The sequence below is a fragment of the Seohaeicola zhoushanensis genome, assembly GCF_014656415.1.
GTDB lineage: Bacteria > Pseudomonadota > Alphaproteobacteria > Rhodobacterales > Rhodobacteraceae > Seohaeicola_A > Seohaeicola_A zhoushanensis.
Genome location: NZ_BNCJ01000005.1, coordinates 129144 through 145298 on the forward strand (window position 1 = coordinate 129144; position 16155 = coordinate 145298).

Genomic DNA, 16155 nt, shown 5'->3' on the forward strand with positions numbered 1-16155 from the left:
ATCTAACTCTCGACTGCCCCAACCCGATTGCCCCGCACCGGCTCAGCCCTGCGACGGGGTGCGCAGTTCGGGCTTGCCTCCAAGCGCCACAATCGCCTGCGCCGCCCGCTGTTGCAAGTCCGGGGTGACTTCGGCGTCCTTCAGGATGGTCTGAAAGCGCTCGATCGCCGCCTCGGTCTGCCCTTCGGCCATGTCGATCATGGCCAGTTGTTCCTCTGCCAGCATCCGCAGCGGCTTGCCCGGACGGGCCAGCGCCTCGAAGCCGGCGCGGCGATCTGCCGCCGGCAGCGTCGCCGATTGCAGCGTCAGCGCCTTGAAGGCGGCGATCTCGCGATAGATCTCGGGCAGCTCACCATTGGTGGCGATGCCTTCCAGCGAGGCCACCGCCGCCGAAACCTCGCCCGCCTCGGCCTGCGCCGCAGCCAGCAGGAACTCGACCACCGCGTTGCCGCCCGGCGTCGTCGCCGTGACGCCGCTCAGGTTGGCCACCCGCGCCTGCGCGTCGTTCGCTTGCAGTGCCGCCAGCAGCCCGTCGCCCAGCGCCTCGGCCTCGGCCCGCGCCTGGGCTTTCGTGTATTCGTTGTAGGCCGCGCCGCCCACGACGGCGAGGATCAGCACCACGGCAATCCAGCCATAACGGCGGAACAGCGCGAACAGCCGGTCGCGGCGAACCTCTTCCGTCACCTCTTCGATAAAGCTGTCCGTCTCGCTCATGCCTTGCCTCCGGCGCCTCGTCATTCCGGCGCGCGGGCCGGGCTCGCCCGCACATCCGGGCCATATTCCGCCCCAAAAAGCGGCGGAATTGCATCCTATTAACGCGCAATACCGGCCAAGCCAAGTGGCGCTTCGGGAGCGCCTTGCACGGGGGTCCGAAAAAACTTAAATTGAACTGGTTAGTTTAGTGAATAGAAGCGGCCCGCCCCGGCGCCCATATCGGCGCCCCGGTGGGCCTGTGCTCCGGCGGGAGGCCGGGCGACAAGGGGATTGGAAGGCCGGACATGCGACTCGTACCAATGATCACCGCAATCCTGGTGACGCTCGGGCTTTACCTCGCGGTCTTCGAACGCGACGCCCTGCTGGCCTTTGCTCGCGGCGCCGATGCCCCCGCCCCGGCAGCCGGGGAAACCGAGACCACCGCCGCAACCGCCGAACCCGCCGCCGAAGGCATCCGCGTCGTTGCCCTGCGCTCCAAGGCCGAGACCGTCGAGAACGCCGTGATCCTGCGCGGCCAGACCCGCGCCGCGCGCGAGGTCGAGGTTCGCTCGGAAACCTCGGCCACCGTGATCTCTGACCCGCTGCGCAAGGGTGCCTTCGTCGAGGCCGGCGACGTGCTCTGCCAACTCGACCCCGGCACCCGCGAAGCCGCCCTGGCCGAGGCCCGCGCCCGTCTGACCGAGGCGCATTCGCGCATTCCCGAGGCCGAGGCCCGCGTGGTCGAGGCCAAGGCGCGGCTGGACGAGGCCGAGATCAACTTCAACGCCGCCGAGAAGCTCAGCAAGGATGGCTATGCCAGCGAAACCCGGCTGAAATCCGCCGCCGCTACCGTGCGCTCGGCCGAAGCCGCCATCGCCTCGGCCGAGGCCGGGCTCGAGAACACCCAGGCCGGCATCCAGGCCGCCACCGCCGCCGTTGCCGCCGCCGAGCGCGAGATCGCCCGCCTGACCATCGCGGCGCCCTTCGCCGGCCTGCTCGAATCGGACGCCGCCGAACTGGGCAGCCTGATGCAGCCCGGCGCGCTCTGCGCCACCGTGATCCAGCTCGACCCGATCCGCCTGGTCGGCTACGTGCCGGAAACCGATGTCGACCGCGTCCATGTCGGCGCGAAGGCCGGGGCGGAACTGGTCAGCGGCGAGCGTATCGTCGGCGCGGTCACCTTCCTCAGCCGCGCCGCCGATCCGACCACCCGCACCTTCCAGGTCGAGATCACCGTGCCCAACGCCGACCTCGCCATCCGCGACGGCCAGACCGCCACCATTGCCATCGCCTCGGACGGGGTGCGGGCGCACCGGCTGCCACAATCCGCACTGACGCTGAACAACGACGGCACGCTGGGCGTGCGCACCGTCGGCGAAGGCAACCTCGTCGCCTTCCTGCCGGTGAAGCTCGTCCGCGACACGCCCGAGGGCATCTGGGTCACCGGCCTGCCGGAAGAGGTTTCCGTCATCGTCGTTGGCCAGGACTTCGTCACCGCCGGGGTCAAGGTGACCCCGACCTGGCGCGAGGCCGACAAATGATCGGAATCGTCGACTGGGCCGCCGCGCGCGCGCGGATGGTCATAGCCTTCATCGTGCTCTCCCTGCTGATCGGCGGCTTTGCCTACTGGAGCCTGCCGAAAGAGGGCGAGCCCGACATCGAGATCCCCGCCCTCTTCGTCTCGGTCCAGTTCCCCGGCATCTCGGCCGAGGACAGCGAAAGCCTGCTGGTCAAGCCGATGGAGACCGAGCTCGCCGATCTCGACGGGCTCAAGAAGATGTCGGCCACCGCTGCCGAGAACTATGCCGGCCTGGCGCTCGAATTCGAGTTCGGCTGGGACAAGACCGCCACCATGGCCGACGTGCGCGACGCGATGAACGCCGCCAGCGCCAAGTTCCCCTCGGGCGCCGAGCAATACACCATTTCCGAGCTCAACTTCTCCGAGTTCCCCATCGTCATCGTCAACCTGACCGGCCCGGTGCCAGAACGCACCATGGCGCGCATCGCCAAGGAGTTGCAGGACGATCTGGAAGGCCTCGACGCCGTGCTCGAGGCCGGGATCGCCGGCAGCCGCGACGAGATGCTCGAGGTCGTGATCGACCCGCTGCGGCTCGAGGCCTACAACGTCACCGCCGCCGAACTGATCGGCGTGGTGCAGAACAACAACCAGCTGATCGCCGCCGGCGAGGTCGAGACCGACCAGGGCAAGTTCTCGGTCAAGATCCCCTCCTCGTTCAAGGAACCGCGCGACGTCTATGCCCTGCCGGTCAAGACCAACGGCGACCGCGTGGTGACGCTGGGCGAACTGGCCGAGATCAACCTGACCTTCGAGGACCGCAAGGGCACCGCCCGCTTCAACGGCGAGAACACGGTCGCGCTGCAGGTGGTCAAGCGCAAGGGCTACAACCTGATCGACACCGTGGCGCTGGTGAAGCAGACCATCGCCCACTCGGAAAAGGGCTGGCCGACCCAGCTGCAGGCCGTGGTCGAACTGGGCACCTCCAACGACCAGAGCCGCGTCGTCGGCTCGATGGTCAGCCAGCTCGAAGGCTCGGTGCTGACCGCCGTGGCGCTGGTGATGATCGTGGTTCTGGCCTCGCTCGGCAGCCGCGCCGCGCTGCTGGTGGGCTTCGCCATCCCCACCTCCTTCCTGCTCTGCTTCGCCTTCCTCGCGCTCATGGGCGTCACCATCTCGAACATCGTGATGTTCGGCCTGATCCTCGCCGTGGGGATGCTGGTCGACGGCGCCATCGTCGTGGTGGAATACGCCGACAAGCGCATCAAGGAAGGCGTCGGCCCGATGCACGCCTATGTCGAGGCGGCGCAGCGGATGTTCTGGCCCGTGGTCTCCTCCACCGCCACCACGCTCTGCGCCTTCCTGCCGATGCTGTTCTGGCCCGGCGTGCCGGGCGAGTTCATGGGGATGCTGCCGGTCACGCTGATCTTCGTGCTTTCCGCCTCGCTGGTGGTGGCGCTGGTCTACCTGCCGGTGATGGGCGGCGTCTCGGGGCGGATGTCGCGCGTCTTCGGCCGCCTGGCCGACGGCCTGCGCGTCCGCCTGCCCTGGGTAGCGCGCGCCACGCTGGTGCCCCTCGCGCTCTGGGGCATGTTCGCCGGCATCATGCAGGTGCTGAACCCGGCCTACCTGCTGCCGCAGGGCCTGCCGGTCATGGTCACCTCGCTGGCCGGCGGCCTGCTGTTCTGCTTCTCGGCCTTCGCCGCCTCGGTCACGCTCGACGCCGCCGCCCTCCGCCGCGCGCCGCGCAAGATCAAGTCGGGCTATCGCCGCTCGGTCTTCGGCTGGGTGATCCACGCCATCGCCGGCAACCCGGTCATGCCCATCGTCGCGATTGTCGCCGTGGTCATGGCGGTCGGCTATGTCTTCGCCCTCTACGGCACCCACAACAAGGGGGTCGAGTTCTTCGTCGAATCCGAACCCGAGCAGGCCACCGTCTATGTCCGCGCCCGCGGCAACCTCTCGCTGGCCGAGACCGACGCCATGGTCCGCCAGGTCGAGGCCATCGTCAGCGCCCACCCGGCAGTCATCAACGTCTTTGCCTTCGCCGGCGACGGCGGACTGAACACCGGCGGCCCCGGCCAGCGCTCGCCGCAGGACACCGTCGGCCAGGTCCAGTTCGAGATCATCCCCTGGGAAAACCGCCCCAAGGTGCGCGAAGACATGTTCGGCGGCCGCTTCCACCGTCAGGTCGCCGCCCCGGCCTATGACGGCGACTTCGTGATAGAACAGCTCGAGGCGGAACTGAACAAGCTCCCCGGCTTCGAGACCGAGATCAGCGGCCTGGAACAGGGCCCCGGCTCGGGCAAGCCGATCCACCTGCGCCTGATGGGCGACAACTGGGACGACCTGACCGCCGCCGCCACCCTCGCCCGCGCCCATTTCGAGGCGACGCCGGGCCTGATCCAGATCGAGGACACGCTGCCCCTGCCCGGCATCGACTGGCAGATCAACGTCGATGTCGAGAAGGCCGGCCGCTTCGGCGCCGATGTCGCCACCGTCGGCGGCATGGTGCAGCTGGTCACTCGGGGCATCCTGCTGGACACCATGCGCGTCGACACCTCCGAGGAAGAGATCGAGATCCGCGTCCGCCTGCCGGCGGGCGACCGGGTGCTTTCGACGCTGGACACGCTCAAGGTGCGCACCCGCGACGGGCTGGTGCCGCTGTCGAACTTCGTCACCCGCGAACCGGTCAAGAAACTCGCCAAGATCAGCCGGGTCGACCAGCAGCGCTATTACGACGTCAAGGCGGATGTCGCGCCGAACCTGTTCAAGATCGTCAGCGGCGGGTTGCGCGGCGCGGCCGAGACCCGGCTCGCCGTGGTCCAGGCGGAAACGCCAGACCAGCCCGCCACCGGCGAGATCTTCACCGCCGACGGCACCCGCTACGGCCTGGTCTCGCTCAGCGGCGAGCAGGACGCCGCCGCCCTCCGCGAGGCCCTTTCCGGGGGCGAGGCCCGCATCGCCCCGATCAACGCCAACGAACGCATCGCGGTGCTGACCGAATGGCTCGACTCCAACCCCCTGCCCGCCTCGATCGGCTGGGAATGGACCGGCGACCAGGAGGAGCAGGAGGAATCCGGCGCCTTCCTGATGAAGGCCTTCGCCGGCGCGCTCGGGCTGATGTTCATCATCCTGCTGGCGCAGTTCAACTCCTTCTACAACTCGGTGCTGGTGCTGCTGGCGGTGGTGCTCTCCACCACCGGCGTGCTGATCGGGATGATGGTCATGGGCCAGCCCTTCTCGATCATCATGACCGGAACCGGCATCGTCGCCCTTGCGGGCATCGTGGTGAACAACAACATCGTGCTGATCGACACCTACCAGGAATACTCGGCCTACATGCCCCGGATCGAGGCGATCACCCGCACCGCCGAGGACCGTATACGCCCGGTGCTGCTGACCACGCTGACCACGATGGCGGGCCTTGCCCCGATGATGTTCGGCCTCAGCCTCGACTTCATCAACGGCGGCTACTCGATCGACTCGCCGACCTCGCTCTGGTGGAAGCAGCTCGCCACCGCGGTGGTCTTCGGCCTCGGTATCGCCACCGTGCTGACGCTGGTGGTAACGCCGGCGCTGCTGGCGATCCGGGTCTGGATCGGCACCTATATCGGCTGGATGGGCATGATCCTCGCCCGGATCAGCTCGGGCCGCTCGGGCCGCGTCGCGCAGGACATGCGCCTGCGCCGCTCGGCCCGCAAGCTGGCGACGACCGAGATCCTCTGGGACGATGTCGCGCCCGAAGACAGCGCCGCAGAGGCCCCCGACACCCCGGCCAGCCGCGAGGACGTCACCGAGGCACTGGCGCTGATCGACGGCATCGCGCCGCAAGCGGGCGAGGAGGACGAGGCGGAGGAGGCCCAGGTGTCCGAGGAAAAACCCGTCCGGGCGGCGGAATAGCGCCCCTGCCCGGACGCCCGCCCCTGGGCGAACGTCGGATTTTCTTGAGTATTCTTTGAAGAGAAGAAGCCAGGGGCGCGGCGCGACGGTCCCGAGGGCATCGCTGCCCCTGGGTGCGCCTCAGCCCTCTCCGAGACGGGCGCGCACCTCGGCCATGAAATCCTCGCCGCGCTTCTCGAAGTTGTCATACTGGTCGAAGCTCGCCGCCGCCGGGGCCAGCAGCACTGTGTCGCCCGGCTCGGCCTCGGCCATCGCCTGCGCGACCGCCTGCGCCATGGTGGTGCAGACCTCGGCCTCGACATCGAGCTGGAGCGCGAAGCCTGCCGCCTCGCGCCCGATCACATAGGCCTTGGCCACCGCCCCGGTCTGCCCCTTCAGCGCGCCGAGCCCGCCCTCCTTCTCCAGCCCGCCGCAGATCCAGCGGATGCGCCGGAAGGCCGCCAGCGCCTTGAGCGCGCTGTCGACATTGGTGGCCTTGGAATCGTTGACATAGGTGACGCCGCCGGCCGTGGCGACGATCTGGCTGCGGTGCGGCAGGCCCTGATAGCTGTGCAGCGCACCCTCGATCACCTTGGGCGCCAGCCCCAGCGCCCGCGCCACCGCATAGGCCGCGCAGGCGTTCTGGTGGTTGTGCGCGCCCGGCAGGCCAGCAACGCCGCGCAGGTCGATCGCCGCCACCTGCCGCCCCTTGCGCCATTCCGCGAGGAAGCCCTTGCGGGCAAAGACGTTCCAGCCCGCACCGGTCAGCTTCTGCCCCGAGGAGACCCGGATCACCCGGTCGTCCACCGGCCCCTCGGCCATCTGGTTGGCGAGGAAGCGCCCCTCGACCTCGTCCACCCCGATCACCGCCCGGTCCGGCCCGCCCTCGGCGAACAGCCGCCGCTTGGCCGCGAAATAGCCGCCCATCCCGGCGTGGCGGTCGAGATGGTCGGGCGAGAGATTGGTGAAGACCGCGATATCCGGCGTCAGCGAACGCGCCAGGTCGGTCTGGTAGGAGGACAGCTCCAGCACCACCACCTCGCCATCGCCCGCCGGTTCGATATCCAGCACGCCGCGCCCGATGTTGCCCGCCAGCTGCGTCGGCCGCCCGGCCATGTCGAGGATGTGGTGGATCAGCGCCGAGGTGGTCGACTTGCCGTTCGACCCGGTCACCGCCACCACCCGCGGGGTTACGTCGAAACCGTCCCAGTCCGAGGTCGCGAAGGAGCGGAAGAACAACCCGATGTCATTGTCGACCGGCACCCCCGCCGCCAGCGCCGCCGCCACCACCGGGTTGGGCGCGGGGTAGAGATGCGGAATGCCGGGCGAGACGATCAGCGCCGAGACCGCGTCGAAGGCCCCCTGCTTCAGCAGGTCGGCGCAGGCAAAGCCCTCCTCCTCTGCCTTGGCGCGCGCCGCCGGGTTGTCGTCCCAGCAGAGCGCCTCGGCGCCCCCTGCCCTCAGCGCCCGCGCCGTGGCGAGGCCCGACCGGCCCAGCCCCAGCACCGCCACCCGCCTGCCCTGAACACCCTGAACCGGAATCATGCCGCACCCCTTCTTCTCGCGCGGGCGCACAATGGGGGGAAGTGACGCCGCCCACAAGGTGCGAGGCTTGCGCGCCATGCGCCTGCATGGAACAAGGCGGGCAAGGAGGCGCGCCATGTCCGACCGCTTGCAGCAGGCCCTTGCCGATATCGACGCCGAGCTGCGCGCCAGCACCGACTGGGGCCAGGTCGCGACCTATATCCCCGAGCTCGCCCGCGTCCCGCTGCACCAGTTCGCCATCGCCGTCGCCAGCGCCGAGGGCGGGCTATATAGCGCCGGCGATGCCGATACCGGCTTTTCCATCCAGTCAATCTCCAAGGTCTTCGCCCTGGCCCTGGCGCTCGGGCGCAGCGGCGACCAGCTCTGGGCGCGGGTCGGGCGCGAGCCCTCGGGCAGCGCCTTCAACTCGATCGTGCAGCTCGAATACGAACGCGGCATCCCGCGCAATCCCTTCATCAACGCCGGCGCCATCGTCACCACCGACGAGATCCTCGCCCACCGTCCGCCCCGCGAGGCGCTGGCCGAACTGCTCACCTTCGTGCGCACCGCCGCCGATGACGATACCATCTTCATCAACGATGCCGTGGCGGCCTCGGAACGCAGCCACGGCCACCGCAACTTTGCGCTCGCCAATTTCCTCTATGCCTGCGGCAACCTGAAGAACGCGCCCGAGCTGACGCTCGGCACCTATTTCCACCAATGCGCCATCGAGATGACGGCCAGGCAGCTGGCGCTCGCCGGCCGCTTCCTGGTCGCCGCGCCGGGGATGCCCCGGCTGATCTCGCGCGCCCGGATGCGCCGCCTCTGCGCCATCATGCTGACCTGCGGCCACTACGACGCCTCGGGCGACTTCGCCTTCCGCGTGGGCCTGCCCGGCAAGAGCGGCGTCGGCGGCGGCATCCTCGCCATCGTGCCGGGCCGCGCCTCGATCGCCGTCTGGTCGCCGGGCCTGAACGCCAACGGCAACTCCAAGCTCGGGACCGAGGCGATGGAGCGGCTGGCCGCGGCGATGGACTGGTCGGTGTTCTGAACCGCCCCCTACCGCGCCGCCCCCTGCGCCGCCGCCAGCAGCGCCGCCGAGGGACCGGGCGGCCCGGCCTCGATCCGCGCCGCCACCGCTTCCTGCATCTGCCAGAGATAGCGGTCGTGGATCCCGCGTTCTTCCAGGTGGGCGATGGTGCTGGCGAGATATTCGGCCATCGACCCGCGCTCGCCCGCCGCCGTCGCCAGCGCCTCGACAACCAGCTCCTCGGGCACGCCGCTCAGGTAGCTGTCCTTGCGGCGGTCGGCCGGAAAGACGATGGCCCTGACCGGCCCCTCGGCGGTCTGCACGGTGATCCACCGCACCGAGATCCGCTCCCATTTCAGCGGCATCTCGCGGCGCAGGATCTTCAGCAGGTTCTCGCGCATCCGCTCCGGCGGCAGCCGGAACACCACGCCCTTGCACGAACCGCCGTGATCGAGCGCCAGCATCAGCCCCGGCCGCTCGGGCGTGCCGCGGTAGATCCGCACCCAGCCCAGGCAGAAAGAGCGGTGCCATCCGGCGACCCGCCCCAGCCGCTCCTGGTCGAAATCGAACTCCGGGTTCCAGATCAGCGAGCCATAGGCAAAGACCCAGACCTCGCCGGTCTCCGGCGCCCCGGCCAGCACGTGATCGGCCGCCGCCGCGTAATCGGCCTCCTCCGGGCGGTCGCTGCGCCCCGCAAGCCGCCCCGCCTCGCCGCTGAAGGGCGGCACCCGGGCGACGATCTCGGGGGTCAGGCGCATCACTCTGGCGGTCATCGGCGGCTCCGGTTGCGGTGCCTCGCAGGCTACAGCAACGCCCGTCCCGGTCAATCGGCCCGCCGCCGGTGGACAAGGCGCGGTCAAGCGGCTTAGCTCCGGGCAGGACAAAGGAGGCCCTCATGACCAGTGCCGCAGACCTGCGTGGCGTCGTTCCCTACCTTCCTACGCCCCTCACCGCCGAGGGCGAGGTCGATGCCGCCGCGCTGCGCCGGCTCTGCATCCACCTGATCGACAGCGGCGTGCACGGGCTGACACCGCTCGGCTCCACCGGCGAATTCGCCTATCTCGACTTCGCCGCCAAGGAACAGGTCGTCGCCGCAACGGTCGAGGCTGCGGCCGGCCGGGTGCCCGTGATCGCCGGCGTCGCCGCGACGACGATCCGCGACGCCACCCGGCAGGCGCGCCGTTGGGCCGAGCTTGGCGCCGACGGCATCCTCGCGGTGATGGAGGCCTATTTCCCGGTGCCCGACTCCGGCATCGCCGACTATTTCACCGCCATCGCCGATGCCACCGATCTGCCGGTGACGCTCTACACCAACCCGAACTTCCAGCGCTCCGACCTTTCGCTCGACACCATCGACAGGCTCTCGCACCACCCCAACATCCGCTTCGTCAAGGATGCCTCCACCAATACCGGCCGGCTGCTTTCGATCCTGAACCGCACCGAAGGCCGCATCGGCGTCTTCGCCGCCTCATCGCATGTCACCACGGCGGTGATGCTGATCGGCGGGCGCGGCTGGCTCGCGGGGCCCTCCTGCCTGATCCCGCGCCAGAGCGTGCGGCTGTTCGAGCTCTGCGAGGCGGGCCAGTGGGACGCGGCCATGGAATTGCAACGCGAACTCTGGGCGGTGAACCAGGTCTTTGCCCGCTTCAACCTCGCCGGCGCGGTCAAGGCGGGGCTGCGGCTGCAGGGCTTCGACTGCGGCGACCCCGCGCCGCCGCAACCGGCGCTGAAACCCGATGAGGTCGCGGTGGTGCGGAAGGTGCTGGAACGGGTCGGCGCGCTCTAGCCTCCGGCCCGCGCCCGCAAGACCGCCACCGCATCTTCCGCGCGCTCCACGGGCACGAAGACATGATCGTGGTGATAGGCCGCCACCATGTTGCAGGGAATGCCCGCCTCGGTCAGCGCCGCGCTCACCGCCGCCGTCAACCCGATCCCGTCCAGCGCCGAATGCACCGTGAGGGTGATGCAGGCCATCGCCAGCCCGCCCCCGAACCCCAGCTCCAGCGCCGCGCCCTCCGGCAGGATCAGCGAGAGCCCCTCCGCCTCGCGGAACCAGCCCAGCGCCAGTACCCCGGCCCGCGCCGCCAGATCGGAGTCGGCGGTGGAGACAAAGACGAAGCGCCCCGGCTGCAACGCCGGCGCCATGCCGGCGATCATCGCCTCCGTCGATCGCACCACGCCCATTCACGCCTCCCCCGTCCCGCGCGCGCCAAGCCTAGCACGGCGACCGCGCCCCTGGCTTCTCTTCTTCAACAAATACCTCCGGGGGAGCCGCCGAAGGCGGCGGGGGCAGCGCCCCCATGCGCCCTCGACGCGCGCGCAGCCGGAAGGTCAGCCCGCCGAGACGCCGGCCTCGGCAAAGGTCGCCATGCCGGAATGGCAGGCCACCGCCCCCTTCAGCACCTGGATCGCCAGCGCCGCGCCGGTGCCCTCGCCCAGCCGCAGCCCCAGCGCCAGCAGCGGCGCCTTGCCGATGCGCTCCAGCAGCGCCGCATGGCCGCTCTCGGCGCTCTGGTGACCGGCGACCGCATGGTCGAGCATCGCCGGGTTCACCGCCCGCAGGCAGGCGGCGGCGGCGCAGCAGATGAACCCGTCGAGGATCACCGGGATCCGCAGCATCCGCGCCGCGGCGATGGCTCCGGCCATGGCGGCGATCTCGCGCCCGCCGAGCCGGGCCAGCAGCTCGATCCCGTCCCCGCCGAAGTGCCGCTTGACCCCGTCGGCAACCACGCGGGTCTTCGCCGTCAGGGCGTCACCCTCGACCCCGGTGCCACGCCCGGTCCAGTCCTCGGCCGCGCCGCCGAAGAGCGCATTGGCCAGCGCCGAGGCGGCGGTGGTATTGGCGATCCCCATCTCGCCCACCACCAGCAGGTCGGCCTGCGGATCGACCGCCTCCCAACCCGTCTTCAGCGCGGCGGCACACTCGGCCTCGCTCATCGCCGGTTCGCGGGTGAAATCGGCGGTCGGGCGGTCGAGGTCCAGCGCATGGATGTCGATCCGCGCCCCGGCGAGCCTGGCCAGCTGGTTGATCGCCGCGCCCCCGGCGCAGAAGTTCGCCACCATCTGCGCGGTGACCGCCGGCGGGAAGGCCGAGACGCCCAGGCGCGCCACCCCGTGGTTGCCGGCGAAGACGATGACCTGCGGCGCCGCGATCTCGGGGCGCGGGTTGCCGCGCCAGCCGGCATACCAGATCGCAAGCTCCTCGAGCCGCCCCAGCGCCCCCGGCGGCTTGGTAAGCTGCCCGTTGCGCGCCTGCGCGCCCTCGGTGGCGGCGGCATCTGCGCCTGGCAGATCGGCAAGCAGCTTGCGGAAGCCCGCGAGATCGGAGAAGTCGGGCAGCATGGATGAGCCTCGTTGCATCGTTGGTGTGAGCGGTGTTTAACCAATGCGCCCGACGCCTTGAACCCCGGAAAGGCCGCCTCAGTGTCCGAAACCGACAGCCCCGCCCGCCGGATCGCGCTGGACCCGCTGGTGGCGCTCGCCCTGCTGACCCGCCTGCCGCTGCCGCGCCTGCCCGAGAGTGCCTTCGCGCAACAGGCCCGCGCCGCCTGGGCCTTCCCGCTGGCCGGGCTGGCGGTTGGCGCCCTGGCCGCGCTGGCGGGGCTCGCCGCGCTGCGTCTCGGCCTGCCGGCGGGCATCGCCGCCGGGCTGGCGCTGGCGGCGCAGGTGATGCTCAGCGGCGCCATGCACGAGGACGGGCTGGCCGATGTGGCCGACGGCTTCTGGGGCGGGTTCGACCGCGCGCGCCGGCTCGAGATCATGAAGGACAGCGCCATCGGCAGCTATGGCGTGCTGGCGCTGATCCTCTCGCTCGGCCTGCGCTGGTCGGCGCTGAGCCTGCTGCTGCCGCAAGACCCCGCCGCGCTGATCGCCGCCGCCTGCCTCTCGCGCGCCACCCTGCCGGCGCTGATGACCGCCCTGCCCCCGGCCCGCGCCGGCGGCCTCTCGCGCGGCGTCGGCGTGCCGGGCTGGACGGTGTCGGCCGCCGCCCTGGCGCTGGGGCTGGGCCTCGCCTACGCGCTCACCGGCCCCGCGGCCCTTGCCGCCTTGCTCACCACCGCACTGCTGCTCACCGCCTTCGCCGCCCTCGCCCGCGCCAAGATCGGCGGGCAGACCGGCGACGTCCTCGGCGCATCGCAGCAACTGGGCGAGATCGCCGTGCTGCTCACCCTGCTCGCGCTCTAATCGGTGGTGCGCAGCGGCGAGGCCTGCACCACCAGGATCGCCAGCAGCGGCGCCAGCACGCCCACCAAGGCAACGGTGATCAGCAGCACCCCCAACTCGCCGTAATCCGCCGGCACCGTGACCTGTCCGCTGGCGTCGCGCACCTCGCGCGTCACCAGGAAGACCTCGTTCAGCCAGCGCGTCAGCAGGCTCGACGCCGAGAGCGCCAGGTTGGTGAAGGAGGCCATCACCGCGAAGAAGGTCGCTTTCAGCTGCGCCGGCGCATTGCGCGCGATCCAGGCCAGCATCGGGATCATCGCCACCTGCCCCAGCGGGCTTTCCACCGCCGTGTCCATGATCGCGATGAACCGCGCATCGACGATCCCGCCGGTCAGCGGCGCGGTCCAGTCCTGCACGCGGTAGTAGAGCCCGATGTTCGGAAGCGACAGCACCGCCCCCGCCAGGCTCAGCAGCACCACGATCCGGGTGATCGAGCTCGACGCCATCAGCGGCCGCAGCACGATGATCCCCGCCAGCGTCAGCACCGAGGTGATGAGCGAGAGCACCGAGAGGAACTGTTCGTCGAAGCCCAGTTCGTCGATGGCGAACCAGGTATAGCCCGGCCCGGCCAGCGGCGTGGCGCGGAAGACGAAGATGATGACGGCGGTGCCGAACAGCATCCTGGCCTGTTTCGGCTCCAGCGCGCGCGACAGCTGCACCATCAGGAAGACGACCACGGCCATCGAGCCGACAAAGACCAGCTCTTGCCCGAAAGGCAGCCCGGTCAGCCCCACCGCCAGCGACAGCGCCACGAAGGCCCCGCCGCCGATGAAATACCACCAGTTGACCTCCGGCGCCTCCTCCGGCCGGTCAAACCGCGGATCGCCCCCCGACAGGCGCTTCTGCACCGCCGCCAGCACCACGCCCGAGACCGAGAGCACCGGGATCGCCAGCGCCATCAGGTAGATGCGCGCATAGATCGGCGCCTTCTCGGCCACCGACAGCGCCTCGGTGCCCGAAAACATCACGATGTTCAGCAGCGCCACGCCCACCGTGCCGCCGATCAGCGCGAAGCGGCCCAGCGTCTGCATCGTCGTGTGCAGCGCCTTGGACTGCGCCTCGGCCAGCGGCTGGCCCGCCTCATCCGTCACCGGCACCGCCTCGACCGACATGGCATCCGCCACCGCGTCCTGGATCACGTAGCCGGCGGGCGAGAGCAGCACCGAGATCACGTACCACGACCCGACCGGCATGATCGCGGCCATCATCTCGCGCTCGGCGATCAGGTAATACATGATGGTCAGGCTCGCCGCGATCAGCCCGGCCCCGACAAAGACCAGCGCCGCCTTCCACCGCCACATCAGGTCGACCAGGTGGCCCAGCGGCATCTTCAGCGCCCAGGGCAGCCCGGCCCAGAAGGCAAGGCCCGCCAGGAAGGCCGCCGAGAGGCCGAGGTGATCCTTGACGAAGAAGGCCCCGACAATCGCCGTCAGCCCCGAGACCCCGGCCGAGAAATAGACCATCAGCGGCGGCAGGAACGACCAGCGCATCTGCAGCGCGAGGTCGACGAAGACGCGCTGGAACCACGAGCGCTGCACCGCCTCGCTCATGCCGGCACGAAAAAACCGCACCCGAAGGTGCGGCTTTCCCTATCGCAGATCATGCGGGCGCAACCGCTCAGGCGGCGCGCGAGGTCAGGACGTCGTCCACCTGCTTGGCCGCCAGCAGCTCGTCGCCGCCGACAACGGCCGCGACTTCACGGGTCAGGCGTTCCAGCGCGGCTTCGTAGAGCTGACGCTCGGAATAGGACTGCTCGCGCTGGTCGTCGGTGCGGTGCAGGTCGCGCACGACTTCGGCGATCGAGATCAGGTCGCCCGAGTTGATCTTCTGTTCGTATTCCTGGGCGCGGCGCGACCACATCGCGCGCTTGACCTTCGCCTTGCCCTTCAGGGTCGACATGGCCTTGGTGATGACATCCGGGGTCGAGAGCGAGCGCATGCCGATCTCGGTGGCCTTGTGGGTCGGCACACGGAGGGTCATCTTGTCTTTCTCGAAGGAGATGACGAACAGCTCCAGCGTGATGCCGGCAACTTCCTGTTCCTCGATCGACACGATCTGTCCGACACCATGCGCAGGATACACGACATAGTCATTCGGACGGAATTCGAGCTTCTTCGACTTGGTCATTCAGGTTCATCCCTAGCTTCCCGGTCTTACGCAACAACAAGCCGAGCACGGGGTTCCCCGCCCCGTCCACCGTTGATCATATGCGCAAGCTAATCGCCCCAGTTTGAGTGCCCACCGGGGTGTTCCGGGTGTTTCCATCGTTGATTTGTTACATATAGCACAAAAATACGCCAAAAAAAAGCGGACGTAGGGTAAACCTTGAGATAAACCTGAAAATATGGGGGCTTGATAGGCACAAACCCGCTAAAAGTACCTGCCGAATCGGTCAGCCGCCCCCAGGGGCGGCCTTTCGAGGCTCAGCCGCCCTCGCCGGGCGCCTCCGAGAAATACTTCTCCAGCTTGCCGGGCTCACCATCGCGCTCGTCGGCCTCGGGCAGCGGGTCCTTGCGGGTCACGATCACCGGCCAGAGCTCGGAATACTTGCGGTTGAACTCGACCCACTTCTCGGTTCCCGGTTCGGTATCGGGGCGGATCGCGTCGGCCGGGCACTCCGGTTCGCAGACGCCGCAGTCGATGCATTCGTCCGGGTGGATCACCAGCATGTTCTCGCCCTCGTAGAAACAGTCTACCGGGCACACCTCGACGCAGTCGGTGTATTTGCAGGCGATGCAGTTGTCGTTGACGATATAGGTCATGGGCCGTTTCCGTGCGCGTTTCCCTGCCTAGCTAGTCCAGCGGCTCGGGGCATTCAAGCACAAGCCGACGACAAGGACGTTCAGTCGCGTCCCCTGCCTGCCGGGCGGGCGGACGTTCCGCCTGCGCCGCAAAGCGCAGACCGCTGTTCTTCTCAATCGTCCGAGAGGTCGGGCTTCAGCGCGTCGATTGCCCGCCGGTCGCGCTTGGTCGGCCGCGCCCCGGCGCGTTCCGCCGTCTCTTCTGCAGAATCAGCCGGGGTCAGATCCTCGTAGAGCGCCTGCGCCTCGGGCGCCGGCCCGCGTCGCTCGCCAGTGGCCAGCACCCGGATCACCCGGATGCGGCTGCCCTGCGCGAAGGTCAGCACATCGCCCGCCACCACCGTCTCGGCCGGCTTGGCGATGCGCTCTCCGTTCAGCCGCACATGCCCGGCACCAACCTGCTTGGCCGCCAGCGTGCGCGTCTTGAAAAAACGCGCGAACCAGAGCCACTTGTCGATGCGGAGCTTGGCCGCGGGGTCGGCCAT

14 protein-coding genes are annotated in these 16155 nt (G+C 69.4%); 5 read left to right on the top strand and 9 right to left on the bottom strand.

Annotated features, from left to right (window positions below; genetic code table 11):
• Positions 1 to 42: 42 nt before the first annotated feature.
• Complete coding sequence (locus IE266_RS11705) at positions 43 to 714, bottom strand: tetratricopeptide repeat protein (protein WP_189680273.1); 672 nt, start codon at positions 712 to 714, stop codon at positions 43 to 45.
• Between the two features lie 284 nt (positions 715 to 998).
• Between IE266_RS11705 and IE266_RS11710 the strand changes: the two genes are divergently transcribed.
• Together IE266_RS11710 and IE266_RS11715 are read left to right on the top strand one after the other, a co-directional pair.
• Positions 999 to 2234, top strand: coding sequence for an efflux RND transporter periplasmic adaptor subunit (locus tag IE266_RS11710; RefSeq protein ID WP_189680274.1), 1236 nt, complete (start codon positions 999 to 1001; stop codon positions 2232 to 2234).
• On the top strand, positions 2231 to 6112 hold the full coding sequence (locus IE266_RS11715) for an efflux RND transporter permease subunit (protein WP_189680275.1): 3882 nt from the start codon (positions 2231 to 2233) through the stop codon (positions 6110 to 6112). The genes IE266_RS11710 and IE266_RS11715 overlap by 4 nt, the downstream gene beginning before the upstream one ends.
• Before the next feature lie 120 nt (positions 6113 to 6232).
• Here the strand turns inward: IE266_RS11715 and murD are convergent, their stop codons facing one another.
• Positions 6233 to 7636, bottom strand: coding sequence for a UDP-N-acetylmuramoyl-L-alanine--D-glutamate ligase (murD, locus tag IE266_RS11720; protein ID WP_189680276.1), 1404 nt, complete (start codon positions 7634 to 7636; stop codon positions 6233 to 6235).
• 115 nt (positions 7637 to 7751) lie between these two features.
• Here murD and IE266_RS11725 point away from each other — a divergent pair, with 115 nt between their 5' ends.
• Positions 7752 to 8666 (top strand): glutaminase, encoded by a 915-nt coding sequence (locus IE266_RS11725; protein WP_189680277.1) that lies wholly within the window; start codon positions 7752 to 7754, stop codon positions 8664 to 8666.
• 8 nt (positions 8667 to 8674) lie between these two features.
• On the opposite strand, the gene IE266_RS11730 is transcribed toward IE266_RS11725, so the two are convergent.
• Positions 8675 to 9418 carry a gamma-glutamylcyclotransferase gene (locus IE266_RS11730; protein ID WP_189680278.1) on the bottom strand — a complete coding sequence of 248 codons (744 nt, stop codon included), beginning with the start codon at positions 9416 to 9418 and terminating at the stop codon, positions 8675 to 8677.
• A gap of 122 nt (positions 9419 to 9540) precedes the next feature.
• Between IE266_RS11730 and IE266_RS11735 the strand changes: the two genes are divergently transcribed.
• Complete coding sequence (locus IE266_RS11735; RefSeq protein WP_189680279.1) at positions 9541 to 10431, top strand: dihydrodipicolinate synthase family protein; 891 nt, start codon at positions 9541 to 9543, stop codon at positions 10429 to 10431.
• Here IE266_RS11735 and IE266_RS11740 read toward each other — a convergent pair.
• Complete coding sequence (locus IE266_RS11740; protein ID WP_189680280.1) at positions 10428 to 10829, bottom strand: ACT domain-containing protein; 402 nt, start codon at positions 10827 to 10829, stop codon at positions 10428 to 10430. The genes IE266_RS11735 and IE266_RS11740 overlap by 4 nt on opposite strands.
• A gap of 147 nt (positions 10830 to 10976) precedes the next feature.
• Complete coding sequence (gene cobT, locus IE266_RS11745; RefSeq protein ID WP_189680281.1) at positions 10977 to 11987, bottom strand: nicotinate-nucleotide--dimethylbenzimidazole phosphoribosyltransferase; 1011 nt, start codon at positions 11985 to 11987, stop codon at positions 10977 to 10979.
• A gap of 81 nt (positions 11988 to 12068) precedes the next feature.
• Between cobT and cobS the strand changes: the two genes are divergently transcribed.
• Complete coding sequence (gene cobS / locus IE266_RS11750; RefSeq protein ID WP_189680282.1) at positions 12069 to 12830, top strand: adenosylcobinamide-GDP ribazoletransferase; 762 nt, start codon at positions 12069 to 12071, stop codon at positions 12828 to 12830.
• Here the strand turns inward: cobS and IE266_RS11755 are convergent.
• The 4 genes from IE266_RS11755 to IE266_RS11770 form a co-directional block, all read right to left on the bottom strand.
• Positions 12827 to 14419: an MFS transporter gene (locus IE266_RS11755; protein ID WP_189680403.1), complete on the bottom strand. Its 1593-nt coding sequence runs from the start codon at positions 14417 to 14419 to the stop codon at positions 12827 to 12829. The two genes, cobS and IE266_RS11755, sit on opposite strands and share 4 nt — an antisense overlap.
• Positions 14420 to 14486: 67 nt before the next feature.
• Positions 14487 to 14996, bottom strand: coding sequence for a CarD family transcriptional regulator (locus IE266_RS11760; RefSeq protein WP_189680283.1), 510 nt, complete (start codon positions 14994 to 14996; stop codon positions 14487 to 14489).
• A gap of 296 nt (positions 14997 to 15292) precedes the next feature.
• Positions 15293 to 15631: a ferredoxin FdxA gene (gene fdxA, locus IE266_RS11765; protein WP_189680284.1), complete on the bottom strand. Its 339-nt coding sequence runs from the start codon at positions 15629 to 15631 to the stop codon at positions 15293 to 15295.
• 152 nt (positions 15632 to 15783) lie between these two features.
• A complete protein-coding gene (locus IE266_RS11770) occupies positions 15784 to 16155 on the bottom strand; it encodes an RNA-binding S4 domain-containing protein (RefSeq protein WP_189680285.1) in 372 nt (123 codons plus the stop codon).

Bases quoted from the DNA above. Each gene is read 5' to 3' on its own strand.
- IE266_RS11710 (WP_189680274.1), top strand. From the start codon at position 999: ATGCGACTCGTACCAATGATCACCGCAATCCTGGTGACGCTCGGGCTT.
- IE266_RS11760 (WP_189680283.1), bottom strand. From the start codon at position 14,996: ATGACCAAGTCGAAGAAGCTCGAATTCCGTCCGAATGACTATGTCGTG.
- murD (WP_189680276.1), bottom strand. From the start codon at position 7,636: ATGATTCCGGTTCAGGGTGTTCAGGGCAGGCGGGTGGCGGTGCTGGGG.
- IE266_RS11770 (WP_189680285.1), bottom strand. From the start codon at position 16,155: ATGGCCGACCCCGCGGCCAAGCTCCGCATCGACAAGTGGCTCTGGTTC.
- IE266_RS11740 (WP_189680280.1), bottom strand. From the start codon at position 10,829: ATGGGCGTGGTGCGATCGACGGAGGCGATGATCGCCGGCATGGCGCCG.
- IE266_RS11755 (WP_189680403.1), bottom strand. From the start codon at position 14,419: ATGAGCGAGGCGGTGCAGCGCTCGTGGTTCCAGCGCGTCTTCGTCGAC.
- cobT (WP_189680281.1), bottom strand. From the start codon at position 11,987: ATGCTGCCCGACTTCTCCGATCTCGCGGGCTTCCGCAAGCTGCTTGCC.
- IE266_RS11730 (WP_189680278.1), bottom strand. From the start codon at position 9,418: ATGACCGCCAGAGTGATGCGCCTGACCCCCGAGATCGTCGCCCGGGTG.
- IE266_RS11705 (WP_189680273.1), bottom strand. From the start codon at position 714: ATGAGCGAGACGGACAGCTTTATCGAAGAGGTGACGGAAGAGGTTCGC.
- fdxA (WP_189680284.1), bottom strand. From the start codon at position 15,631: ATGACCTATATCGTCAACGACAACTGCATCGCCTGCAAATACACCGAC.
- IE266_RS11715 (WP_189680275.1), top strand. From the start codon at position 2,231: ATGATCGGAATCGTCGACTGGGCCGCCGCGCGCGCGCGGATGGTCATA.
- IE266_RS11735 (WP_189680279.1), top strand. From the start codon at position 9,541: ATGACCAGTGCCGCAGACCTGCGTGGCGTCGTTCCCTACCTTCCTACG.
- IE266_RS11725 (WP_189680277.1), top strand. From the start codon at position 7,752: ATGTCCGACCGCTTGCAGCAGGCCCTTGCCGATATCGACGCCGAGCTG.